This window comes from Actinomyces sp. Marseille-QA0893 (assembly GCF_976954355.1).
In genome coordinates, this window is record NZ_CDRJSY010000002.1 from 145,683 (window position 1) to 169,858 (window position 24,176).

21 protein-coding genes are annotated in these 24,176 nt (G+C 58.4%); 6 read left to right on the plus strand and 15 right to left on the minus strand.

Going from position 1 to position 24,176, the window contains the following annotated elements; all coding sequences use genetic code 11:
- The first annotated feature begins 174 nt into the window (after window positions 1-174).
- The 4 genes from ACWNMW_RS03630 to disA all read left to right on the plus strand — a co-directional run bounded on the left by ACWNMW_RS03630 (window position 175) and on the right by disA (window position 5,037).
- Window positions 175-1,725, plus strand: a complete 1,551-nt coding sequence (locus ACWNMW_RS03630; protein ID WP_448750435.1) for a TrkH family potassium uptake protein — start codon at window positions 175-177, stop codon at window positions 1,723-1,725.
- 65 nt (window positions 1,726-1,790) lie between these two features.
- Entirely contained in the window at window positions 1,791-2,459 is a 669-nt protein-coding gene (locus ACWNMW_RS03635) for a potassium channel family protein (RefSeq protein WP_034502375.1), read from the plus strand.
- Window positions 2,460-2,536: 77 nt separating this feature from the next.
- Window positions 2,537-3,895 carry a DNA repair protein RadA gene (radA, locus tag ACWNMW_RS03640; protein WP_449490054.1) on the plus strand — a complete coding sequence of 453 codons (1,359 nt, stop codon included), beginning with the start codon at window positions 2,537-2,539 and terminating at the stop codon, window positions 3,893-3,895.
- Between the two features lie 71 nt (window positions 3,896-3,966).
- Window positions 3,967-5,037, plus strand: coding sequence for a DNA integrity scanning diadenylate cyclase DisA (gene disA / locus ACWNMW_RS03645; RefSeq protein WP_034502381.1), 1,071 nt, complete (start codon window positions 3,967-3,969; stop codon window positions 5,035-5,037).
- A gap of 11 nt (window positions 5,038-5,048) precedes the next feature.
- Here disA and ACWNMW_RS03650 read toward each other — a convergent pair whose 3' ends face one another.
- The 10 genes from ACWNMW_RS03650 to dacB form a co-directional block, all read right to left on the minus strand.
- Window positions 5,049-5,882, minus strand: a complete 834-nt coding sequence (locus ACWNMW_RS03650; protein ID WP_295893026.1) for a phage prohead protein — start codon at window positions 5,880-5,882, stop codon at window positions 5,049-5,051.
- Entirely contained in the window at window positions 5,882-6,421 is a 540-nt protein-coding gene (locus ACWNMW_RS03655) for a DUF3180 domain-containing protein (RefSeq protein WP_295893028.1), read from the minus strand. Before ACWNMW_RS03655 ends, ACWNMW_RS03650 begins: the two co-directional genes overlap by 1 nt.
- Window positions 6,418-8,907, minus strand: a complete 2,490-nt coding sequence (gene folK, locus ACWNMW_RS03660; RefSeq protein WP_449490055.1) for a 2-amino-4-hydroxy-6-hydroxymethyldihydropteridine diphosphokinase — start codon at window positions 8,905-8,907, stop codon at window positions 6,418-6,420. The genes ACWNMW_RS03655 and folK overlap by 4 nt, the downstream gene beginning before the upstream one ends.
- Before the next feature lie 7 nt (window positions 8,908-8,914).
- Window positions 8,915-9,775, minus strand: coding sequence for a dihydropteroate synthase (folP, locus tag ACWNMW_RS03665; RefSeq protein WP_295893032.1), 861 nt, complete (start codon window positions 9,773-9,775; stop codon window positions 8,915-8,917).
- Window positions 9,772-10,344, minus strand: a complete 573-nt coding sequence (folE, locus tag ACWNMW_RS03670; RefSeq protein ID WP_034502385.1) for a GTP cyclohydrolase I FolE — start codon at window positions 10,342-10,344, stop codon at window positions 9,772-9,774. Before folE ends, folP begins: the two co-directional genes overlap by 4 nt.
- Entirely contained in the window at window positions 10,341-12,410 is a 2,070-nt protein-coding gene (ftsH, locus tag ACWNMW_RS03675; RefSeq protein WP_449490056.1) for an ATP-dependent zinc metalloprotease FtsH, read from the minus strand. Before ftsH ends, folE begins: the two co-directional genes overlap by 4 nt.
- Window positions 12,411-12,421: 11 nt before the next feature.
- Window positions 12,422-12,976, minus strand: coding sequence for a hypoxanthine phosphoribosyltransferase (gene hpt, locus ACWNMW_RS03680; RefSeq protein ID WP_072456682.1), 555 nt, complete (start codon window positions 12,974-12,976; stop codon window positions 12,422-12,424).
- A 64-nt stretch (window positions 12,977-13,040) separates the two neighbouring features.
- Window positions 13,041-14,183, minus strand: a complete 1,143-nt coding sequence (gene tilS / locus ACWNMW_RS03685) for a tRNA lysidine(34) synthetase TilS (RefSeq protein ID WP_449490057.1) — start codon at window positions 14,181-14,183, stop codon at window positions 13,041-13,043.
- Entirely contained in the window at window positions 14,180-14,989 is an 810-nt protein-coding gene (locus tag ACWNMW_RS03690) for a hypothetical protein (RefSeq protein ID WP_449490058.1), read from the minus strand. The genes tilS and ACWNMW_RS03690 overlap by 4 nt, the downstream gene beginning before the upstream one ends.
- 25 nt (window positions 14,990-15,014) lie before the next feature.
- Complete coding sequence (dacB, locus tag ACWNMW_RS03695) at window positions 15,015-16,394, minus strand: D-alanyl-D-alanine carboxypeptidase/D-alanyl-D-alanine endopeptidase (protein ID WP_449490059.1); 1,380 nt, start codon at window positions 16,392-16,394, stop codon at window positions 15,015-15,017.
- Window positions 16,395-16,501: 107 nt separating this feature from the next.
- Here dacB and ACWNMW_RS03700 point away from each other — a divergent pair, with 107 nt between their 5' ends.
- Together ACWNMW_RS03700 and ACWNMW_RS03705 are read left to right on the plus strand one after the other, a co-directional pair.
- On the plus strand, window positions 16,502-16,999 hold the full coding sequence (locus tag ACWNMW_RS03700; RefSeq protein ID WP_034502401.1) for an inorganic diphosphatase: 498 nt from the start codon (window positions 16,502-16,504) through the stop codon (window positions 16,997-16,999).
- 846 nt (window positions 17,000-17,845) lie between these two features.
- Window positions 17,846-18,535, plus strand: coding sequence for a hypothetical protein (locus ACWNMW_RS03705; protein WP_449490060.1), 690 nt, complete (start codon window positions 17,846-17,848; stop codon window positions 18,533-18,535).
- 473 nt (window positions 18,536-19,008) lie between these two features.
- Here ACWNMW_RS03705 and ACWNMW_RS03710 read toward each other — a convergent pair whose 3' ends face one another.
- From ACWNMW_RS03710 to ACWNMW_RS03730, 5 genes are all read right to left on the minus strand, one after another.
- Window positions 19,009-19,926 (minus strand): ABC transporter substrate-binding protein, encoded by a 918-nt coding sequence (locus ACWNMW_RS03710; protein ID WP_449490061.1) that lies wholly within the window; start codon window positions 19,924-19,926, stop codon window positions 19,009-19,011.
- Between the two features lie 60 nt (window positions 19,927-19,986).
- A complete protein-coding gene (locus tag ACWNMW_RS03715; RefSeq protein ID WP_449490062.1) occupies window positions 19,987-20,658 on the minus strand; it encodes an ABC transporter permease in 672 nt (223 codons plus the stop codon).
- Window positions 20,655-21,290 carry an ABC transporter permease gene (locus ACWNMW_RS03720; protein ID WP_449490063.1) on the minus strand — a complete coding sequence of 212 codons (636 nt, stop codon included), beginning with the start codon at window positions 21,288-21,290 and terminating at the stop codon, window positions 20,655-20,657. Before ACWNMW_RS03720 ends, ACWNMW_RS03715 begins: the two co-directional genes overlap by 4 nt.
- The gene (locus ACWNMW_RS03725; protein ID WP_449490064.1) at window positions 21,287-22,111 is read right to left on the minus strand and encodes an ABC transporter ATP-binding protein; all 825 of its coding nucleotides are present in this window, start codon (window positions 22,109-22,111) and stop codon (window positions 21,287-21,289) included. Before ACWNMW_RS03725 ends, ACWNMW_RS03720 begins: the two co-directional genes overlap by 4 nt.
- Window positions 22,112-22,792: 681 nt before the next feature.
- Window positions 22,793-24,058, minus strand: a complete 1,266-nt coding sequence (locus tag ACWNMW_RS03730) for a C40 family peptidase (protein ID WP_449490065.1) — start codon at window positions 24,056-24,058, stop codon at window positions 22,793-22,795.
- Window positions 24,059-24,176 lie beyond the last annotated feature (118 nt).

Consider the following 24,176-nt stretch of genomic DNA (forward strand, 5'->3'; position numbering starts at 1 on the left):
GCAAAGATTATTTCCGTCCTATGATACGTGATTCACTCCCCCAAAATGCAACTTTCTCCACTTCAATTTCATTCAATTACTTCAGCCACCTGTGTCACGTTATTCACAAACGTTTCAGGCGTTAGACTTTTGGGGCACTAGGATGAGTGTTAACGAGTGAAAACGGGAGGTGACATGGCTCGTTCTAATCGGCGTCAAGGCGCGCGTCGCGGGATACCCCGTCGACATTCTCCTAGCTCCCATGCTCGGGCTCTTGAGCACCGTTCGAGTGACTATTCGACCGCGCCACTTGCTTCCGAAGATCGTCCCTCTCCCGCCGTTGTTTACCCGCGTGGAGTGAGTCCTCGGGTTCTTGAAGACTCGGGACCATGGATGCGCTTCCGCGTATGGTTTGCTCGTCAGGCTCGTTATTCTCCCGCTCGGCTGGCATTGATCGTCTTCGTCATGCTCATTGCCTTTATTACTTCGCTTCTTGCGCTCCCCATTGCAACGGCCTCAACGGAACGCGCACCCTTCATCGATATTCTCTTCACGGCAATTTCTGCCGTCTGCGTCACCGGCTTAACTGTTGTCGATACCGCAACATATTGGTCACCCTTTGGCCAGTCAGTCATCGCATTGGGTATTTTCATTGGCGGCTTGGGGGTCGTCACCCTCGCAACTATTTTGGGCTACGCAGTATCACGCCAGCTCGGCCTTACCCAGCGCATGCTCGCAACAGTTGAAACAAAATCAAGTGGCATGGGGCAACTGACAGCGCTCCTCAAAGCTGTCATCTTTACCTCCTTAAGCGCACAGATCCTTCTCACCTTCGTTTTCCTCCCGCGCTTCATCACTCTTGGCCACGACACACTTGTGGAATCTTTCTTCCACGCGATGTTCATGGCAATTTCGGTTTTCAACAACGCTGGTTTTGTGATCCTTAGTGGCGGCCTCACCCCCTACCACAATGACTGGTGGATGCTCGGACCGATTATTCTGGGAACCTTCGTGGGCGCTATCGGTTTCCCGGTAATCCTTGATCTTTCACAGCATTGGCGCACCCCGTCGAAGTGGGCGCTCCACACGAAGCTCACACTTTCGACCTACATTCTTCTCACCTTCGTCGGGACCATTACCCTTGCGATCACCGAGTGGACAAACCCCTCAACTCTGGGTGACCTCGATGTTTCCTCGAAGCTTCTTAACGCGCTTTTGGGTGGAGTGAACGCTCGCTCATCCGGGCTCTCCGCACTCGATGTCGGTCAGATGCGCCCCCAGACCCACTTCATCCAAGACATCCTCATGATGATCGGTGGCGGCTCCGTGTCGACTGCAGGTGGCATCAAAGTGACAACCTTCGTGGTTCTTTTGCTCGCTGCTGTTGCAGAGGCACGAGGAGATCGCGACATCGAGGTCTTCGGCCGTCGCATTTCCCACGGCGTTCTTCGTCTCGCGGTTGCGGTCACTCTCATGGGTTCGCTCCTCGTCGGTCTCTCGACGGTCATTCTGCTCTCGCTGACCGGCTACACCTTGGATGTCGTCCTCTTTGAATCGATATCTGCCTTTGCGACAGTGGGACTTTCAACGGGGATCACTCCCGCGCTCCCAGCACTAGCGAAGTACGTACTAGCCGCGCTCATGTTTGCCGGACGCACCGGAACAATGACGCTTGCTGCTGCTCTTGCTCTGCGCGATCGGCCTCGTGCCATTCGCTTCCCCGCAGAAGCTCCCCTCATCGGCTAGGCCCAGCCCGGCCTCGTTGCCTATTGCCTCCAACCAAAAACACGCGCGCGTGGGAGAATACGACTATGGCAGAAGATAAGGACCTCTCATCGGGAACCCTGGTTATCGGCTTGGGACGCTTTGGCTCAGCCGTCGCGCTGACCCTAGAAAAGCTCGGATACGAGGTATTGGCGGTCGAAAAAGACTCTCGCCGCGTCCAGCAGTTTTCCGGTCGCATTCCCGTTGTCGAGGCCGACGCATCCTCAATGGAAGCACTCAACCAGTTGGGTGCGCGCGACTTTCATTCGGCAGTCGTGGGTATCGGTTCCTCTCTGGAAGCTTCCGTTCTCATCACGGCAAACCTTGTCGACCTGGGCATGACCAATATCTGGGCGAAGGCAATCTCGCGCGAGCACAGCCGTATCTTGCGTCGCATCGGCGCACACCACGTTGTTGCCCCCGAATTCGATGCCGGTCAGCGCACCGCTCACCTCGTGGGTGGACGCATGATCGACTACATCGAAATGGATAAGGACGGCTTCGCAATCATGAAGCTGCGTCCCCCTAAAGAAGTTTGTGGCTTCACCCTAAGCGAGCTTGATTTGCGAGGCCGTTACGGCGTGAACGTGCTGGGCATCCTTCGTCCCGGCGCGCCTTTCGAATATGCGGATTCCACGACGCGCATTAATCGAGAAGACGTCATCGTTGTCTCGGGTGATACGCGTCTGCTGGAGTACTTCGCCAATCGTCCGTGATCTATTGCGCCTAGTAATTTTTCTGTCTGCGTCCACAACTGGACGCAGATGCACCCGGCGTGGTTTAGCGTAGGGACATGGCTAAAGAGAAAAGCGTTTACCGGTGCAGCGAATGCGGGTGGACCTCACCCAAATGGGTCGGACAGTGCCGCGAGTGCCACCAGTGGAACTCGATGGAAGAATCCGGTCCCACTGTCCAGGCTCCCGGAACAACTCTTGCCACCACCCCGCGCCAGCCTGCACTGCCCATCAATGACATCAGTGCAGAGAAAGCACGCAGCAAAGCCACCGGTATCGGGGAATTTGACCGCGTCCTCGGAGGCGGGATTGTCCCCGGGGCCGTCATCCTCCTTGCCGGAGAGCCGGGTGTTGGCAAGTCGACGCTTCTCTTAGAGGTTGCCTCGACCTGCGCCGGTGCGGCCCCGGTCCTCTACATCACGGGGGAAGAATCCGCCTCGCAGGTTAGAGGCCGCGCGGAACGCATCGGCGCACTCCACCCTCAGCTTTTCCTTGCCGATGAGACATCACTATCCACGGCGCTTGGCCACATCGAAGCAACGAACCCTTCCCTTGTCATTGTTGACTCTGTCCAAACGCTGCAATCGGATCAGCTCGATGGCGGTGCGGGAAGCGTGGCTCAGGTAAGGACTGTTGCCAGCGCGTTGATCCGCGTTGCCAAGGAACGCTCCATCCCGATCCTTTTGGTTGGTCATGTCACCAAGGATGGCGGAATCGCGGGTCCTCGTTTGTTAGAGCACCTTGTCGACGTCGTCTGCCAATTCGAGGGGGACCGTCACACGCGGTTGAGGCTGTTGCGGGCCGTTAAGAACCGCTACGGTCCCACCGATGAAGTGGGCTGTTTCGAGCTCAGCGACACCGGAATTATCGGGCTGACAGATCCTTCTGGCTTATTCCTCTCACAGTCACAATCTGCCGTTCCAGGCTCTTGCGTCACTGTCACTTTGGAGGGGCGCCGCCCCCTCCCCACTGAAATCCAAGCTCTCGTAGCCCATACCTCGGCTGGGTCCCCACGTCGAACAACGGTTGGCGTTGACCACTCGCGCGTGGCCATGATCTTGGCAGTCCTGCAGGCGCGGCTCGGAATTGATACTTCTGATTGCGATGTCTACGCCTCGACGGTCGGAGGAGCTCGAATCAGCGAACCCGCTGCGGATCTTGCTACTGCTATCGGCATTGTCTCGGCGGTCAGGGGGACTCCCACTCGCAGCGCGCTCATTGCTTTCGGCGAAGTTGGTTTGACGGGTGAAGTACGCGCCTGTACCGGAGTGAAACGACGCGTTCAAGAAGCTGCCCGCTTAGGATTCACAACCGCGATCATTCCTGCACAAGGATGCGAAGAGGCCATGGGAGTGGATGGCATTACTGTCTTACCCATTTCTGATCTGGCAAGTGCACTACGGGCCGCAATCCGCTGAGTTTCTTCGCTCATTGCAAGAATCCGTCTAATACACTTAGAGCAGGGATCACGCATTGAAAGGCTGGATTCATGACATCAGATGCCGCACTCTTGCGCAGCGCATTACAGGACATTGCGCCCGGAACTGCGCTAAGAGAGGGTCTCGAACGCATTCAGCGCTCCCACACGGGCGCACTGATCGTCCTCGGCTTTTCTCCTGAACTCCAAGAGCTGTGCTCAGGCGGCTTCGATTTGGACGTGGAATTCACCGCATCTCGCCTGCGTGAATTGTGCAAGATGGACGGCGCAGTCATCATCGACCCAACGAATTGGCGAATCCGCAAGGCAAATGTCCAGCTTTTCCCCGACCAGTCCATTCCGACCGATGAATCGGGAATGCGTCACCGTACTGCACAACGCACCGCCTATCAAACGCACCTTCCTGTTCTTTCGGTTTCCGCGTCCATGCGTTTGATCTCGATCTACGTCGGTAAATACCACCACATTGTCGAAGAACCCGAAGCTTTGCTCTCGCGTGCAAATCTCGCGGTCGACACCTTGGATCGTTACAGCCAGCGTCTCGATGAAGTTTTGCAGACGCTCACAATTCTCGAAATGCGTGATTCAGCGACCATTCGCGATGTCGCAACCGTCATGCAGCGCATGGAAATGATCCGCCGCATCACGTCTGAAATTAACGAGTACCTTGAAGAACTCGGTTCGGAAGGACGTCTTCTCGCCCTGCAGGTTGATGATCTGGTTCGCGGAGCCGGGTCGGAGCGCGCTCTGGTCCTGCGTGATTACATCAGGGATTCTTCGGCCGTGGCGACCGCCGAAGCCGCTTTGTCTGAGCTTGCCAGTGACCGTCTTGTCGATCTTGCGGCTATCGCAAACGTTCTGGGGCTTGGCGTCTACGACCCTTCCGATCTGGACCGCATGATCCAACCCCGAGGCGTCCGGGCTCTCTCCTTGGTCCCCCGTCTCCCGTGGAATGTCATCAAGGAAATCACCAGCCACTGGGAGAATCTTGCGGATCTTCGCGAAGCCAGCGTCGAAGACCTTCAACAAATCGAAGGTATTGGCCCCTACCGCGCGAAGCTCATCCGTGAAACTCTTGAGAATCAGTTCTCAATGGCGGCAACGGGAATCGTCGGCTGGTAAAACGCAGCTGCTTATTCGTGTTCGCCCTGCTGCGACTCTCCCTGCGACTGCGCTGATTCGGAAGGCGCAGGCGTCGCCTCGGTAGTGGCTGGCGCGGGCTGCGTAATTGTGAAGACTCTCTCGTCTCCAACGGTCTTCCCATCGAGCATCAATTGCACACGATAGGTACCAGCAGGAGCGGGATCGGTCGCACCATCAGAGTTCCCATCGCGAGGAGTGCACCCCGAGTAGAGTCCTCCATCCCAGCTCAAACCGCCATTCCAGGTGTCCCCCGGTACCAAAAGCAAAGTGGCACTCGTGCGATCACGCTGGCATTTTGATCCGTCGTAAACAGTCTCATCGCCGCTGAGAATCTTCAGATCGATCTGTCCGAATTCAAAGGAGCAAGCAACCCCTGCTCGGTTTTCGATCGCAACAGAAACATTTTGCGTTTGCCCAACCAAAGTGCCTGATACAGATGGACGAACCGTTAGATCCGCCGGTGCACACGCAGGGATCCGGACGCGTCCATCGGCATCAACGATGCCATCACTGCTTGCAGTTTCTCCGTCTTTCAACGAGGCCGCGCCCGTCGCTGTTGCTGTAGGGGTAGGCTGCGCACTGGTGGGCTGTGGTTGGGGCTCCGTCTCTTTGGACTTCGTCAAGGCCGAAACTCCCTTTGCGATCCCCCAAATAAGAAGCGCAACAATGAGAAGTAAACCCAGTCCCGTGACGATTCTTCTCACCCACAGCGAGGTCGGAACCTGCGCAGGCCGGGCAGCACTTCGTTTCTTCCCCTGCTGGGAAGGAAAGCGACCCGAGGGACGCACGGGCCTCGACGAGGATCGTCCAGAACGCTGTGCCATTAGATCGCCCCCTGCGACTTTCCACTACCGGCACCCACGCGGCTCGAAGCCCCAAGTGTTCCCTTGGCTCCGTGTGCTCGTTGTTCGCCTTCCTTGGCGTCATCCTTCGGATCGATGACACACCAGCGTTCAACAATGATCCCGGCGATCCCCCACGCACAGGCACCGAGTGCACAAATCAGGCCGCAAATTGCCGCATAAACGCTGGCTTGAGCTTCCCAACGCGTAAAGAAAGCAAGAGACATCCCGACCATAATTGCGCTACTGAGGATTCCCACCAGAGCGCTCGCGCGTGCAAACATTGCGATTCTCAAGGCTGCAACGGCATCAATCCACGTGGTCTTATGAGCACGGAAGCGACGAACCTGCAGGCCAAGCCACACGAGGATTCCTGCAACAACAACGAAAACCAACGCGAGTGCGGGGTGAATGATCCACGGGCCTTGTCCCAAGCGAATCGCAACAGCAGTGGCTGCAGCTGCAAGCGCCGAGGCAGCAGCTGCCTCGGCGACAAGAAGAACAATACTCAGCGGTTTCATGAGTCCTCAGGGCGACGACGGAAGACAGGAATCTGGCCGGTCACACTGGGACGGATCGTCACATTGCGACGAACACTTGAGGAGGGAGTCTGTGGTCCCGTTTCCTGTGCCGGCCCCTGATCGATGGTATCGGCAAGTTTGGGATCCAGCACGTGGCTGTAGCGCGGGGGAAGACTGGGTTGAGGGGTCGGAGTCGCCTCGCGAGGGGTCAGTGCGCTGGAGTCATCGACCACGCGAACGTCCTCGGAGAAAGTCCAGCCCGGAAGTGCGCGCGTTGCAGGGGTGCGCCGCGAGGCCGCAGCGTCCTGTGCTTGAGCGTCTCCTTGAGCCTTGGTTTTCTCTTGCGCCGAGGCCTGCTCGGGTCGGCGGGAGAAAAGTGAGCTTCGGCGGGGCTGCTGGGCGTCGGCCTCGGAAACGGGGGAGGTCTGCTGAGCGGCCTTCGATGCTGAATCCTGGGATTCGGGCGCGCGGTGCGAGGGCTTAGCGCGGTGCGATTGCGCGGCCAAACGATCCGTGCGAGCACGGAAAGGACGCGGGGAATTAGCCGTGGAAATACCGGTTCCTTCTTCGGTCACAGGACGCCAGCGAGGACGGCGCTTCCTGCGGCTCAAGGGAACTTCAGCAGTAATCGGCGAGGTCGAGGGAGAAGGCTCTTCCTGCGGATCCGCGCTTTGAATCGTAGGAGGTTCAGGGGCGACCTCAAGGGAGGCGCTCGGGATCTCCGACTCACGGCTCTGCACGCGCTCGAAGAGGGGGCGGCGCACCACCGTGGACTGTTCGACATGAGCCGTGGGAATGGGGCGACGAGGCGCCAAAGAGACCATTCCTTCAGTGAGCTGGGTCGAAGCGGAGCTATCTGTCTGACCGGAAAGACGAGAAGGCTTCAGCGGTGGAACGTTCAGCGGTGCGGGTGCCGGGAGCTGGCGGCTTGCGAGCTGAATGGGCGCTTCATTCGATGAAGCTATGCTGGGCGGAACGAGTGAATCAGCTTCATGCGACGGGCGATCACCGGTTGTGGGCTCAAAAGACGCTGCAGTCGTGGGGGCCGACGTTACCGAAGGCTGCGAGACTGCAGGCTTTGACAGCTCAACGTGGCGAGACTCGACCGAATCCACCGGGGAACTCCAACGGTTCCACAGCTGTTTCCAGACGAAATCCGTCCCTTCATCGTCGGGAGCCAGATCGGAACGAGAGGCCTCGGGAAGCATGTCCAAACGGCTGGGACGTGCTGAGATACCATTCGTCTCAAGCTTGAGAGGACGAAGCTTTTCGGCCTGTTCCAGACGGGGCAGACGCAATTTTTCGAGCAATTCGTCTGAATCAGCGATGACCGACTCAGGGTCTTCCATCCAGTCGGCAACCGCGTCGAGAATTCCACCTCGGTCGGGAGCCTGGGCAATGAGATCTGCAAGAGGGCCGTATCCGGAAAGCTCCGCATGTTCGTCTGCCATGAGCCACGGGGAAAGGACAAAGGCTCGCTCGTGTGCTCGAGGATGAGGCAGCGTCAGGCGCGGATCATCCGAGGTCATTCCCTTGATATCGATGACGTCGATGTCGATGGTGCGCGCGCCCCACACCTCATGGCGCACGCGTCCCAGGCGCGCCTCGAGTTCGTGGATGCGATCAAGAAGATCCAGGGGAGCAAGAGAAATTGTTCCCAGAGCAACGCCATTCCAATAATCCGGCTGGGCATCTTGACCCGGCCGCAATACCGCACGGGTACGTACCAGCGGGGAAACAGTGGTGATACCAACGTCATCCCACTGGGAGATTTCCTCGATGGCCCTCTTCAAAGTGACGGGAACATTCCCAAGATTTCCGCCAAAGGCAAGGACTACGTCACACGTCACAGGGCGATCATCGACAGCGTAGGCACCGCGGTGTGAGTGTTTGACAGGCTCCGCGGGGATTTCAATTTCCGGGGCAGCTTCGCTTACCGGGGCAGTGTCTGCCTCCGAACTGGGAGGCAGAATCGTTTCAACGCCAGCACTGGGGGTATCACACTCTTCATCTGCGCCAGTTTCAGGCGCAATCGGGCCGCTGGGCGGCGCCGGCTTCTCTTCTTCCGAAGTCGGCCCATCGAAAGGAAGATCATGAGAAGCCGCAACGAAAGGTAGGGGGATATTTCCCTTACGGATCGTCACCGAGACATCAGCGAAAGGAACATCAATGGGAGCATCGGGCTTGTGGATGGTGACTTCGACGCCACGCACTCGTTCATCTTCCATTGCGACGTCTGCAATCCGATGTCCCAGCGTTTCGATCAGGCGAACCGAAGGGCCTCTGAGGATTGCGTGCGCTTTTTCAGCGATTTCCGCATAGGAGACAGTGTCGGCAATATCGTCACTGAGCGCTGCTTGATCGGTGTCGACCCACAGGAGGATGTCAGCCGAGAAAGATTGAGGAGCATTCCACTCCTTCGTGAGGACTCCATGGACAGCCTGCGCTGAAATGCCGCGTAATGCGATGACATCGAGCTGTCCCACCGTGCCCTCACCTCCCTGCACGCACAAGCCTCGCTTGTTGGTCTATGGCATGGACCCTGACAGCCCACATCCCGTCTGAAAGTGCGCGCCGAGAAATATCGAGAGTTGCTTCGTCTCGGTCCGAAAGGGGGGACTGACCGAGGAAGCGTTTCCGGGACGCACCTATAAGAACAGGGTACCCAAGCTCCGCAAAAATCCGGAGCGACGCGACGAGAGACCAGCATTGTTCGTTATTGAGTGAGAAACCCAGTCCGGGGTCGACGATGATGCGCTCAGGCTCAACACCGGCCTCGAGAGCGTCGCGAACCTGGCTTGCCACGCGCTCACGCAGCGCCACGGCAATGGGTTGGTCCCCGTAATCGAAGGATTCTTCGGGCATTCCGGGAAGCGCACGATAGTGCTGGATCACGTAGGCGCACGAGGTTTGGGCAACCGCAGCGTTCATCTGCGGATCCCAGCGCCCCCCGCTGACGTCATTAATGATTGCAGCACCCGCATCTGCAGCTCGGCGAGCAGTGATCGCGTGGAGGGTATCAACCGAAACGACAATCCCCGCCTGAGTCAGGCGTTGGATGGTCGCACCGATGCGTTCCCACTCCTCGTCCTCGCTGATGCGCTGAGAATTCGGACGCGTCGACTCGCCGCCAAGGTCAACAAGATCGGCGCCGGCTTCGACCATCTGGACCGCGTGCTCAAAGGCAGCGCCCGGATCAAAGAAACGTCCCCCATCGGAGAAGGAATCAGGAGTCACGTTGAGGATTCCCATGACCAGCATCCGGTCAGTAGGAAGCGTGATTCCTTTGGGAAGACGAGGCGGACGCGCACCGCCCGCGAGCGCCCAAGCGGATGCGGCCTCGTTGGACGTCATCGACGGACCCCTCCCAAGGCCAAAGACATCATTTCCGCCCGGGTCGCATCGCGCTTGACGATCCCGCGCAGAGCGGAAGTTACCGTTGAGGAGCCGGGCTTGGAGATACCGCGCATGGTCATGCACATGTGCTCGGCCTCGACAACGACGATGACGCCCTGCGGGGCAAGAACTTCATCAATCGCGTCCGCGATCTGCGCGGTGAGGCGCTCTTGGACCTGGGGACGACGAGCGTAGCCCTCGACAACGCGCGCGAGCTTCGAAAGCCCCGTCACGCGGCCACCCTTGGGGATGTACCCCACGTGCGCGTGTCCGTAGAAAGGCAGAAGGTGATGCTCACACACGGAATAGAAGGGAATATCGCGGACCATGACAATCTCATCCGTCCCCACCTCGAAGGTGGTCTTCAGGTGATCGCGGGGATCCTCTTCCAAACCGCTGAGCAGCTCGCGCCACGCGCGCCCCATCCGCGAAGGAGTATCACGCAGGCCTTCGCGCGTGATGTCCTCTCCCACTGCCTCAAGAAGAGCGCGGGAAGCGTCTTCAACACCGTGCTGGTCGTAGGTCACTGAGCATTCTCCTCGGGCTGCACTCCCCCGGCGGGATCATCAAGCGTCATCGCGGGTTCGGCCGGAGCCGCACTGGGATCCGAATTCGGATCAAACTTCGCGCGGTCACCACCGGGCATCTCGATGGGGTTGCCCATGACTGCACCCTCGATGGCAGCCTCTTCGCCATAGTTCCACACGGGACGCTCATCTTGCTTGATGACATCAGCGAAGATCTCAGCGAGCTGGGCTTCGTCCAGGGTTTCTTCTTCAAGAAGACGCTGAGCGAGGCGGTCCAAGACGTGACGATTCTTCGTGAGGATCTCCCAAGCTTCGCGGGTTGCCGCGTCCATGAACTTGCGAACTTCTTCATCCACGATGGATGCCAGTTCGTCTGAGTATGCGCGCTCATTCCCGCGGCCCATTCCATACCCGGTCATGGGATCGGATTCGTCCGCGCTCAGTCGCACATTACCGATGCGATCGGACATACCGTATTCGGTGACCAACGCGCGTGCCTGCGCGCTGGCCTTTTGGATATCGTTCGAGGCGCCGGTGGAAGGATCGCGGAAGACGAGTTCTTCGGCGACGCGGCCACCCATCGCGTAGACCAAATCATCGAGGATTTGGTTCCTGGTCTTGGAGTAACGGTCCTCGGTCGGGAGCACCATGGTGTAGCCCAAAGCGCGACCGCGCGGAAGAATCGTCACCTTCGTGACTGGGTCCGTGTATCGAAGAGCAGCAGCACACAGGGCGTGGCCACCTTCGTGATAGGCGGTCACCAGCTTGTCGTGATCGTTCATCACACGGGTACGCTTCTGCGGGCCGGCGATGACGCGGTCAATGGCCTCGTCAATGGCACGGTTATCGATCAGGTCAGCGTTGGAGCGAGCGGTCAGCAGCGCGGCCTCGTTCAAGACATTGGCAAGGTCGGCGCCGGTGAAGCCCGGGGTTCGCTTAGCGATCGTGTGGAGGTTGACGTCATCGGTCAGCGGCTTACCTTCGGCGTGAACACGCAAGATGGCCTCGCGCCCCTTGAGATCAGGGGCTTCAACCGCGATCTGACGGTCAAAGCGTCCAGGACGCAGCAGCGCCGGGTCAAGAATATCGGGGCGGTTCGTTGCCGCGATAAAGATCAAATTCGAGGAATCGTCAAAACCATCCATCTCAACCAAGAGCTGGTTCAGAGTCTGGTCGCGTTCATCGGAGCCGCCGCCATACCCCGAACCACGGTGGCGACCGATGGAGTCGATTTCATCGACGAAGATAATCGCGGGGGCAACCTTCTTGGCGCGTGCAACCAAGTCGCGCACGCGCGAGGCGCCAACACCGACGTACATTTCGAGGAACTCGGAACCGGCAATGGAGAAGAAGGGAGCATCGGCCTCTCCCGCAACTGCCTTTGCCAGCAGAGTCTTACCCGTTCCGGGAGGACCGTAAAGCAGGACGCCTCGGGGAATGCGGGCTCCAACCTTGTGGAACTTTTCGGGTGCAATCAGGAATTCGCGAACTTCTTCGAGTTCTTCAACGGCCTCATCTTCACCTGCAACATCCGCGAAGGTGACATTTGGACGTTCTTGGTTAAATTCCTTCGTGCGGCTCTGGCTGAAGGGACCCATCATCCGCCCGCCGCCAATTCGACCCATGAAGAACCAGAAGAGGCCCATGACGATGAGCAGCGGCAAGACCATGACCAGGGTCGAACCCAGAAGCGAAGACTGTGGATAGTAGGCGTTCCACCCGGTTGTTGGCGAGGCCTTCTCTACTGCATCGACGATAGCCTGCGACTGCGTGCGCGCGTAGGTGAAGGAGATCGAACGCCCAAGGCTGCGCTCACGATCATTGGCCCCGGCGGCCTTGTGCGTCCAAGGGTCCTTGAGCATCAGGTTGACCTGCTGCGTGCCGTCATTGACGCTCACGCGCTCAATCTGGGCTTCCTTCAGGATCTGAAGGCCTTCGGAGGTATCCACCGACTGGGGCTGGAACCACGTCCACAAGAAGAACAGCGCGATGATGAGGGGCAGCACGGGAATTGCTGCAAGCCCCCAGGCGTTCTTCTTTTTCTTGCTCTGAGTGTTATTTGCCATGGAAGCCCCTTTCAGCCGCCATAAACATGCGGCGCCAAGGTCCCGACGAAGGGAAGATGACGGTAGCGCTCTGCATAGTCGAGGCCGTAGCCCACGACGAATTCGTTGGGGATATCAAAACCGACGTACTTGACGTCAACATGGACCTTTGCGGCTTCAGGCTTGCGCAGGGCCGCAGCGATTTCGACCGATGCTGCGCCGCGAGTCAATAGATTCTCACGGAGCCACGACAGCGTCAGACCCGAGTCGATAATGTCTTCGACAATCAGGACGTCCCGGCCATGCACATCTGCGTCGAGATCCTTAAGGATGCGAACCACGCCGGAAGACTTTGTGCCGGTCCCATAGGAAGACACGGCCATCCAGTCCATTGCCAGCGGAGTGTGAAGATTGCGTGACAAATCAGCCATCACCATGAGAGCGCCCTTGAGAACGCCTACTAAGAGAAGCTCTTTGCCTTGATAATCCGCGTCGATTTGCGCAGCGAGTTCACGCATTCGGCGAGATAGTTCGTCCTCGGTAACCAGAATGCGCTCGAGCGCATCTCCCATGTCCTGTGCGTCCACAGTTCCATGTCCTTTCGACTGCTAGTCCAGATAATAAGAGTGCCACATGTGCCCTACGGGCTGCTCAGTGACGCGGTCTTTCTCGCTCTTGGCGCAATGGCTGCAAGATGAGCCTCGCGTCTTTTCCTTTTCCCGCGCGCGTGAGCGTCCCTTTGGGAATCGAGAGGGGGCCTTGCCCGCTCCAGCGAGTGATGAGCGCATCGGCCTCTTCGAGGTGAACCAGGGAGGGTGCTCCCACTGCGCCGAGATAGCGATGAAGAACGCGCCTGCGCACTGCTTGGGGGATTTCTTTGAGTTCTGCGACCCGAAGTACCCCGATTCCCGAGGCCACCCCGGCCGCCGGCGCTTCCGACCTTGGTCGCCGCTCACCGGCCGGAACTTCCGACCCTGATCGCATTTCCCCAGCCGAAGCCTCCCACGCACGCCGCCAGACTTGCTCTGCCCACTCATCGAGAGCCTCGTCGTCTGCAGCGGAAAGCTCAGCCGTGCGGGCAAGGGAAGGAACCGGGTCCATCCCAAGGCTATTCGCGAGGCTGGGGATCGCCTGCTCGCGCACCGCACTGCGGCGCAGCGCACTCCCGTCAGCAGCTCGCCACGGGCCGTCCATCTTGTTCGAGGGGTCATCAACCCAAGGAAGCTCAAGCTGGCGGCATGCACCTAGAGTCTCGCTGCGGCGGCAATTCATCAGGGGGCGCATCCACACGATGCTCCCGGCGTCATCGCGAACACTCATCGCGCGCAGGGAGCCGACTCCAGAGCCTCGTGCAAGGCGCAAAAGAACAGTCTCGGCCTGGTCGTCCATCGTGTGTCCTAAGAAGACGGCGACCCTCTCGCCCAAAGTCTGGGCGTGCGCGGCAAGTGCACTCCGGCGGGCCAAGCGAGCCGAGGCCTCAGGACCACCTGGGGCGTCGACGGTGACGCTCACCCACGAACTCTGCGCGCCCAAGGAGGCCATCACTTCGCATGTTTCTTGGGCCTCGCGATCCGATCCTGGGCGGATCCCGTGATCAACGCTGAGGGTATAAGGGGTGGATCCAGTGCGCAGGCAGTGGTCGATGACGACCGCTGCGAGAGCTGTGGAATCTGCGCCGCCCGATACTGCGATCAGAATCGCGTCGCAATTGGCAAGCGCCCAGTGCACGTGCTCGCGCACGGCCAGAGAGAGGCGTCGCACATCCCCCGTGGGGTTTGCGGGAATAGATTTCACTGGAAGCTCGGCCACATCCGCGGGGTCAAAATCGATTCAAGACCGGGGCCTGCAACAACCTCGCGGACATAGCTCGCCATCTCGCGGCGAGCCTGGATGACCCCCTGCGGAACAAGCCCGCCCAAAAGGGTGACAAGCGCTCCGTCCACCATGAAATCAGCCGGGCGGTGAGCATCAATCCATTTAACGGAAGACAGGTCCTTCGGAGTCAATGAATCCATAAAAACATCAATGATGCAATCACGGACAAGAAGCTGGCGAGAAAGCTCTTGCGCATCAATCGGATCAATCGACGCAACCGGAACAAGTTCACGGCAGTATTCCTCAAAGAAAGGCGTCCGCGAAGAAAGCCACACATCAACGGCCCCGCGCAAAGCAACCCACTTTGCCCAGTCTCCCAAGTCAAACTTTCCGCGGATGCCGGCCTCAAGAACATTCGGAGCAACGATGCAGGCGGCACCGCCGTTGGGACCACTCACACTCAAAGAACGCCTCGCAAGGACTCCGAGAGCGCCCCGGGCGGTGAGGATCCTAGGTGCGCTTTGCAGCTGAACTCCCCAGTCCTCGGCGAATTGCGCCCACAGACGCATCGAAGCGCGACGCTCGACGAGAGGAAGAGAGACCTCAACCGGCGAAAACTCAGCAAAACGGCCAATGACGCCGGGAAGGCGCTTGTTCGCCCACTCCTGGCCGCGCTTCAAACGAGAAACTATCGCCTGCGCCGAAGCGAAAGACGCCTGGGGGCCAGAAAAAATGCCCAAAGCAGAGACCTGCGCGATTTGTGTCAGAGTGGGATAGATCGGCATGTCTCTATGCTATCGAATCGGCCCGTCACATTTCGGCGATTGCGGTGACAAAATTGTCCAGATAACCGCGAGTTGCATAGGCGCCATCATTGGGAACCTTGTCGAAACCGATGACGAAGATCACCGGGTGCCCCTTCGAGGTCGAGACAACTCCCGCGAGTGAGGACACTTCCGCCAAAGACCCCGTTTTTGCCTGTGCATTGCCCGCGACCATGTCATCGGTGAGGCGATTTGCCAAAGTCCCCTGAACTCCAGCCCACGGAAGATTACGCACAACGCGCGGCGCGACGGGTTGGGTGGCGTCGAAGCCCTGGGAAAGGATTGCTGCCAAAGTCTTCGGGTGAATCCGATCGTTCGAGGAAAGCCCCGAGCAGTCCTCCAAAGAAAGCTGATCGGTAGGAATTCCGCGCTCACTCAGCGTCTTCTCGAGGGTCTGGACCGACCCGGCGAAGCTTGCTTCCCCACCGGATTGGCGTGCGGCAAAGTGACAGTACTGGTCAGCCAAGGTGTTATCCGAGTGATAGAGCATCCAGCGAATCTGTTCGTCGACGCTCGCGGACTGCACGGAAGCGATCCGGGTTGCGCCTTGGGGGGCTGGGCCTCGGACCCCGAAATCAACATCGATTCCCTGCGCGCGAAGCTTCTGCGCAAAAACTTCAGCGACGTTCGAGATCGAGTCCGCGTAGAACTCATTCGATTTGGGGTAGGTGCGCCCCGCGTCGATCGCGTAGGGGGCGAGCTGGCCTTCGTAGCCCGCAACCTGCTGTTCGCTCCACGAGGCCGGGCGCGCGGTATCGGCAAAAAGCGCGGGGGCCGCGTGCAATTCGACATGCGAAATGCCCTTAGACATCAGGGAACTCGCCGTATCTTTTGCCAGGGTTTCGAGGCCCGCACGGCCACTGACCTCGATGGAATTGGTTCCCTCGCCTAGAAGAAGATCGCCCTCGCCCTCGAGGTAGATATTGTCGTTATCCTGAGCGACCGAGGTCGTCAGATGCGAATTTGGGTCGAGGTGGGACAGCGCAGTGTAGGCGGTAAGGATCTTGGTGATCGAGGCCGGGGTGTGGGCGCTATTCGCGTTGTACTCGTAGAGAGTGTTCCCGCTTCGCGCGTCAACGACCATTGCCCACGCGTTCCAGCCGCCTTCTTGTGCGGCGGCAACGCTAGGCGCCCATGCTTCTTCGAGCTCGCGGCTCGTGGGGGCTTGACTATCCCCCTGTCCCTGTGGAACATTCAGTGTCGGAGCGGGCACAGCTGACGCTGTGGGGGCAGCAGATGGTGCGGGTGCTTGAGAAAGTGTGAAGATGCCTGGTGCGGCATCCTGCACATCTGCTACAAAATAGGCTGCGATCAGCACTGCGGCGCTCGATGCGCCTACAATCGCAGCAGTAGTCCCACGTCGCATGTAGGGGTTGTCCTTCCGTCAATGACCTAGGAACACCCTAATGCTTCGGGGGGTAAGAATACGTAATCGACATCCACGTGGTGGATCAACGACTCAGGAGGGCTCGAATGGAATTCGACGTGACCATCGAGATTCCCAAGGGGAACCGTAACAAGTACGAGATCGATCACGAGACTGGACGCATCCGCTTGGACCGTATGCTCTTCACCTCGACTCGATACCCCGATGACTACGGTTTTATCGATGACACGCTGGGCGAGGACGGGGATCCTTTGGATGCTCTTGTTCTCCTCGAAGAACCCACTTTCCCCGGCTGCGTGATTCGCTGCCGCGCCCTTGGAATGTTCCGCATGCGCGACGAAAAGGGCGGTGACGACAAGGTCCTGTGCGTGCCCGCTTCGGACCAGCGAGCCGCGTGGCGTACCGACATCGAAGATGTCTCGGAGTTCCACCGCCTGGAAATCCAGCACTTCTTCGAGGTCTACAAGGACCTCGAGCCCGGCAAGAGCGTCGAAGGCGCGCACTGGGTGGGCCGAGAAGAGGCAGAAGAAGAAATCCGCCGTTCCTTCGAGCGCGCAGAGACAGAAGGCTTCAACGCTCACTGAGCGTTTAATCGTTCTCCCAACGGGATCGGGGCTGGTGTTCACTAGAGCACCAGCCCTTTTCTGTTTGCGGCAACGACACACGAAGTCGGCAAATGACACAGGCTATAACGCATGACATTCACCAACAACCTGTGGAGCACCCTTCACGCACCAGCCCGCTGCCTCCACGTGGCCTCGCTGTCTCGTCCCCGGTCAGCCCGGCGCGGCCTCGTCCCCTTTTCCACACGAAGTCGGCAAATGCCACAGGCCATCACCCACCCCAGACACGCATTTCCCCTCCCTCCACACAAAGTCAGCAAATGACACAGGCTATAACGCATGACATTCAGCGACTTCATGTGACTTTTCTGAGAAGGCCAACGGGAGCAGCTGCGCACTCATCGCTACTCACGCCAAGCAGCCAAGACTTATCCATAGGGTGTACACGCAATCGGCGTTTTCCACAGATTTTTCCAAAGCTCGCACGTTTGGACGCCGCTATTAAACACTGGATAGATGAACGAAGCAGAGACAGAAGAATGCGTACTCGCCCGATCAACACGAGAAGTCCATTTAGCGCCGACAAACGGAAGTTCTCACTCGCAGGTCAGAGTAAAGCGTGGTTTTATGCTGACCATTTCCTCTGGGCTCCCTCGGTGGGAAGTTAATCAACGCATCGATCGTGCTCGTATTGCTTCGCTCTCACAATCACGAGATCCGCGGATTGTATTCGTTGGAACCAGCTCGCTTTGTATCCAGGGCGTTCCGCTGTGGTCATCAAACCATGACATCACCTTTTGGTGTCCTCAGCCCTATCCGAATTCCACACTCCCACCTGTGCGCTACTCGGGTTTCACCATTCCAAGCGTGAAGGTTCGAAAGTTGCGCAGGCCTCCGCTGACAGACCACCGGTTAACCGAGAAAGGTATTCAAGTAGAAGACAAATTGGATGCAGCTCTTCGCCTCGCTATGGGGTCGCAGCACTTTGAGGCTTTTGTTGCCATGTGCATGGTGCTGCACACCGAATCGGATTTTTCGCTACAGCGCGTAGGGGACTCTCGTATCCGCGAGAGCAAGCTGCGTGAAGAGCTTTCTCAACGATTATCTGCTGCTCAGGAAAACGGCTGGAAGTATGGAATATCCACTGCGAAGCTCATTGTGAAGAACGCAGATGCAGGATGCGATAACCCCGCCGAAGCGGCAATGCTCTACGCGATTCGAAGCATCTATAGCGGTCCTGTACTGACACAGTTCGAGATTAATGGCAGTACAGGAAGGCACTTCATTGATTTCACTCTTCCAGAGAAAGACGTCGCGATCGAATTTGACGGAATGAGCAAACTGGGAAGTACGAATGAGGATCTCTACCGCGCAAAACAACGGTGGATTCGTCGAGAACAGGATCTGCGCGACTGCGGATGGAATGTCATTCGATACTCTTGGGAGCAGCTAAAGAACCTGCCTCGCCTTCAGATTGATCTTGCCCAACGGCTTGATTTGCTCGAGGCCATACCAACTACCTCAAGCCAGCTGTGGGACGCGGGGTATATCGATTGACTCCGTCGACAGTCTTCGCCACCGCTTTATTCTTCAGATTTTTTCGCATTCGACACGCGAAGTCGCCAGGTTTCACCGAGCCAAACTTACGTCAGAAGATCACTTTCCCAATCTCCACACGAAGTTGGTGAATGCCACAGGCTATAACGCATGCCATTCACCAACTTCATGTGACAGCAGCGAACGAACGCCCTGCTGTGGAAACAACGAGAGCATCACGAGCAGCGCCGCGGCCCACGACAATTTGGCCAAGGCAGATATAACGAGGCCCGGGCGCCTTCCCCCAAGCGCCCGGGCCTGTTGCACAGCCACCTCCACACGTTGCCAACAAATGTCACAGGCTATAACGCATGACATTCACCAACTTCGTGTGGCATTCAGGGATGAGCTGGCGGCACCTGACACCACACAAGCGCAACCCGAACAACCACAGCAAGCGCGAAGTGCCCGCTTCACTTGTACAAGCGAGCGCTTCACTTGTGCGGCAAGCCCTTCGATTCAAGCCACTTCGACGCAATCGCGGAGGCAGACTGCGCCTCGGCAGTTGACTGTCGATTCATCTCAATCAAGTCCTTGGCGTCCATAGCCGCGCTGACCTTATTGATCACAGCGGCTGCATCCTGGTTGATCTTCGTAGAAACGACCGGCACAACGTGCGATGCCAAGAAGAGGCCCTTCGGGTCCTTGAGGACCGTCAGGCTTCCGTCTGCAAGCGCGGGGTCGGAAGAGTAGATGTTCGCCAGCTGAATCGAGCCATCGTTCAGCGCCTTTACCGTCAACGGTCCGCCCGAGTCTTCGATCGGCGTAAAACCAACCTTCACACCGTATTCCGATTCCAGTCCCTTCGGCCCATACGGACGCGTCGCAAGCTCAGAGTTACCGCCAAGAGTGATCTGTCCGGCGCTCGCCAGGTCACCAATTGAGCTGAGAGAGTGCTCGGAAGCGAAAGCAGTGGTAACAACATAGGAGTCTTGGTCGGTTGCGGGGGCTTCGTCCAATACGCGCAACCCCTTGGGCAGCGCTCCGCCCAGCGCCTGGTAAACCTCAGTATCCGTACGAGCACTCGCGTCTTTATCGAAGTACTGGAGCAAGTTGCCTGTGTATTCCGGGAAAACATCGATCGAACCGGATTCCAGTTCGGGCATGTAGACCTCGCGCTGACCGATGCGCAGCTGACGCTCGACCGTGAAGCCTGATCCTTCGAGCGCTTGGGCATAGACCTCGGCCAGGATTTCATTCGAGTAGTAGTCTTGGGAGCCAACCACGATCTTTGACGAGGCCGCGCTTCCCTTCGCTTCTTCGCCACCTTCCAGGGACTTCCCAGTGCTGCATGCGGTGAGTACAACGGCAGTGAATGCCGCTACCGCGGCGGCGAGAACGGAGCGTTTCATTGTCTTTCCTTTGGTTTTGCCTGCTGAGTGTAGAAAAGCCTGTAAGCGTATGCGATGAAGTTATAGAGTTTGTAAATCCGAATGGGTTCTGGAGCGCAGAAGACGCGTGAGCCCTGCAAGTATGGCGTCGGTAATGAGTGCCAGCGCAACAACAACGATCGCGCCTCCGATCATCTGTCCATAATCGCGTGTCTTCAGTCCCGTGTAGAGGAAACGTCCCAATCCAAGGTTCGCTGTGTATGCAGCCAGTGTGGCCGTCGCGATCACCTGGAGTACCGCTGAGCGCACACCCGCAAGAATCAGCGGTGCGCCCGCTGGGATCTCCAGCTGTGTGAGGATCTGTCCTTCAGTCAGGCCAATCGCTCGCGCTGCATCGGATGATCCTTGAGAAGAGATCACACCGGAATATGCACCTGCGATAATCGGCGGGATTGCAAGTGCAACCAGAGCAATCAAGGGGGCTTGCCAACCGATTCCAAGCCACAAACCAACCAGGGTGAGAAGGCCAAGAGTAGGCACCGCACGCGCGGCACCGGTCCCGATCATGACGAGGTTCTTCCAACGTCCGGTGTGCCCGATATACAGTCCGATTGGCAATGCGATGAGTGTCGAAATAGAAACAACAGCTGCAACGAAGACGATGTGCTGACCCACTCGTTCGAGAATCCCGGATGCCCCTAGCCAATTGTGTCCATCCGCCAGCCATTGAAAGGCTTCAAATAGGAGGTTCATTGCCCTCGCCTCCACGGTGTCATTAGCGCTCCCACGCCGACTGCAAGCACGTCCAAAAGCAGAGCCAAGGCAATCGTCATCACCAGCCCGGCCAAGACTTCAACGGTCAGACCGCGCTGGAAGCCATCGGTAAACAGAGTTCCCAGCGAGCGCACACCGATGAACGCACCAATCGTTACCAGAGAAACCGTCGAGGTAATCACCACTCGTGTCCCAGAAACAATCACGGGAACAGCCAAAGGAAGCTCAACCGTACAGAATCGGCGGAGACGCGACATTCCCAGCGCATCGGCGGACTCGAGGACGTCGACAGGAACAGCGGCGAAGGCCTCGGCGCACTGACGGATCAGCACGGCGATTCCGTAAATCGTTAGCACAACAACCATGTTGACCCGCGAGCGAAGAGCAACCCCCGACAGAACAGGAATGACAATCAGGAGTGGCAACGAAGGCACCGCGTAGAGAACTGTCAGGAAAGAGAGAACTACACCCCCGACGCCTTTTGAACGCTGCGCCCACGCTCCAATGGGAACTGCAATCAGCACCGAAGCAATAATCGCGGGCACTGCGATGGTGAGATGGGTGAGAGTGAGCTCACCGATGAGTGCCCAGGAACCGGAGAGCCAATTCACGCCCGCTCCCCTTGCGCGTCGTTTGCCGAGGCCGTACCGGGTTTACCCGCTTGAGATCCACCGGGTGCGCCCTCCAAAATTCGTTCACGCTCGCTGATTGCGGAGGTTCCAAGGAACTCGCGAACAAAGTCATTGGCTGGATTTAAGAGAAGATCGCGCGGAGTGCCTTCTTGGGCAATCTGCGCCCCCTCGCGCAGGAGGACAATGCGATCACCCAGCAAGATGGCCTCGTCAATGTCGTGGGTGACGAAGAGGATCGTGGTGCCCAAGGACTTCTGAATGCGGCGGAGTTGGCGCTGGAGGTCAGCGCGGACCAGAGGGTCGAGGGCTCCGAAGGGTTCATCCATCAGAAGGATGTCGGCACGGTTTGCCAGCGCTCGTGCGACGCCGACGCGTTGGCGCTGGCCGCCAGAAAGCTGCGCGGGATAACGCTTTGCCATTGAGGGGTCGAGGCCGACGAGCTCCATGAGTTTGAGCGCATCGGCTCGCGCGCTTGCCTTTGAGGCGCCTTCGAGAACTGGGACGGTCGCAATGTTGTCAACGATTGTCCGATGCGGGAAGAGGCCCCCGTCTTGAAGGACGTAGCCGATAGAGCGGCGAAGAGCGACAGGATCTTCGTTGGCGACGTTTTGCCCTCGGACGGTGACTGTGCCGGATGTTGGCGTGACCATACGGTTGACCATCCGCATGAGCGTGGTTTTGCCGCATCCTGAAGTCCCTAGGAACACTGTTGTTGTGTGCGGCGCGATCGTTAAAGCGAAATCTTCAACCGCTCGCGTATCCGGAGGATATGTCTTTGAAACAGTGTCGAAGGTGATCATGGGTCTCTCTTCGCAACGAAACAAGGGCGGCGCGTGACTGCCATTTTGCGGTGTCACCATTAGGAACGAATGGTCAGAGCAAGTTATTTCTGTTTCTTGCTAACTTGAGACAGCTCACAAACGGATCTGCTGCGGCTACCTCGACGCAAGAGGCCTGCTGCCACGCCACCCGTCTAGCTACCTCGACGCAAGAGGCCTACTGCCGTACCACCCATCTAGCTACCTCCACACGAAGTCAGCAAATGCCACAGGCTATAACGCATGACATTCACCAACTTCATGTGACGCAGCGACCAAACGCCCTGCTGCGGAAACGACAAGAGCATCACAAGCAGCGCCGCGACCCACGACAATTTGGCCAAGGCAGATATAACGAGGCCCGGGCGTCTTCCCCAAGCGCCCGGGCCTGTTGCACAGCCACCTCCACACGTTGTTGCCAAATGTCACAGGCTATAACGCATGTCTTTCTCTAACTTCGTGTGTCTTTTGCTGGGCCGAGCTCTTTTGCCGGACGAGCCCTTTCCTAGGCCAGCCTTTTGCTGACCTACCAAGCCACTTGCCCCGCCTCCACACGTTGTTGCCAAATGTCACAGGCTATAACGCATGACATTCACCGACTTCGTGTGCGAATTAGCGGAGCAGCAAGCCAACGCAAACCGAAGCCCACCCCCGCTCACACCGTCACGCGACGCGAACCGCGTATGGCAGCACTGCGCTCCAACCGTAGATCGAGGTGATTCGAACAGGAACACCGAAGGTCGGCGCCTCGATGATCTGGTTGTTGCCCAGATAGATCGCGACGTGGTCGATATTGCCGCCGTCCCAGTTCCAGAAGATCAAGTCACCGGGCTGCGCCTGGCTGACGGGCACGCGCGTTCCCTCGGAGTACTGCGCCTGCGACCAGTGGGTCAGATAGATGCCCTGTGACCGGTAGGCCATGGTGACCAAACCGGAACAGTCATAGCCCGGTCCTTCGCCCGCCCACACGTAGGGTGCACCGAGCTTGGACTTTGCCCACGCGATTGCGCCCGCTGCGGCATCTGAGTTTCCGCCGCCACCGCCGGAGTACGAGGGTTCACTGTAACTCGGCGCTGCAGGAGCGGGAGCGACATACGAGCTTTGCTGGCGCTGCGACTGTGCTTGGCGAGCAGCCTCGGCAGCAGCGGCAGCCTGGCGCGCAGCTTCAGCGGCCGCGGCCTGACGCTGAGCCTCGAGGTCGGCCTCGCGCTGGTTGATCAGTTCAACCGTCGTATTTTGCTTGCGTGCCAGCTCCTGGACCAGCGCATCACGGCGCGCCGCGGTCATGGTCTGCGCGCTTGCAGCTGCACTTGCCGCGCTCTGCGCTTCGGCGGTGCGAGCCTCGACCTCTGCGGTCGCGGCGGCCTGCTTGGCCTGCGCTTGGACGGCCGCGTCATTCATGACATTGGCGACCTGCTCCAAAGCTGCGACCTTTTGCATTTTGACGTTTGCCGAGGCCGAGAAGGAGTCGAGCGTTGCTTGTTTCGTTTCAACCGTGCGCAGTCCGTCGGCGGAGAGGTACGGTGCAAGAGAGTCGAGCGAAGAGCCGCCTTCACGGTAGGCCGTCTGGGCGATGGAAGCGATTTCTTTCTTCCCTGCCTCGTAGTCGGCCTTTGCCTTGTCTGCATCGGCCTGTGCCTGGCGTGCGGTTTGAGTGGCTTGGTCGAGTGCGTAGCGCGCACCGTTGAGTTCTTCCGCAGCACTTTGCGCTTTTTGAAGTGCGAGCTCGGCTTCGGTCTTCACGCTTGCCAGTTCTACTTCAATCTGAGCGACCGACATTTTTGCTGCGTCTTCAGCTTCACGAGCTCGTGCAATGTCATCTTCACTGGGAGTTGCAAGAGCAATGCCGGGAGTTGCTGCAGCGAGCGAAGCAAATAGCACGGTCACGCTCAATGCGCGTAGGCCGCGACGCTTTGTCTCAATTCTCACTGGTCCACCTGTCGTTGCACGCCGGGATAAGGGCGTTCGTCTCTTCTTATACAGGATTTGAGGTTAGTTCACTTCGGCACCATACGCAACAATATTTAACCGAAGCCACAGAAATCAC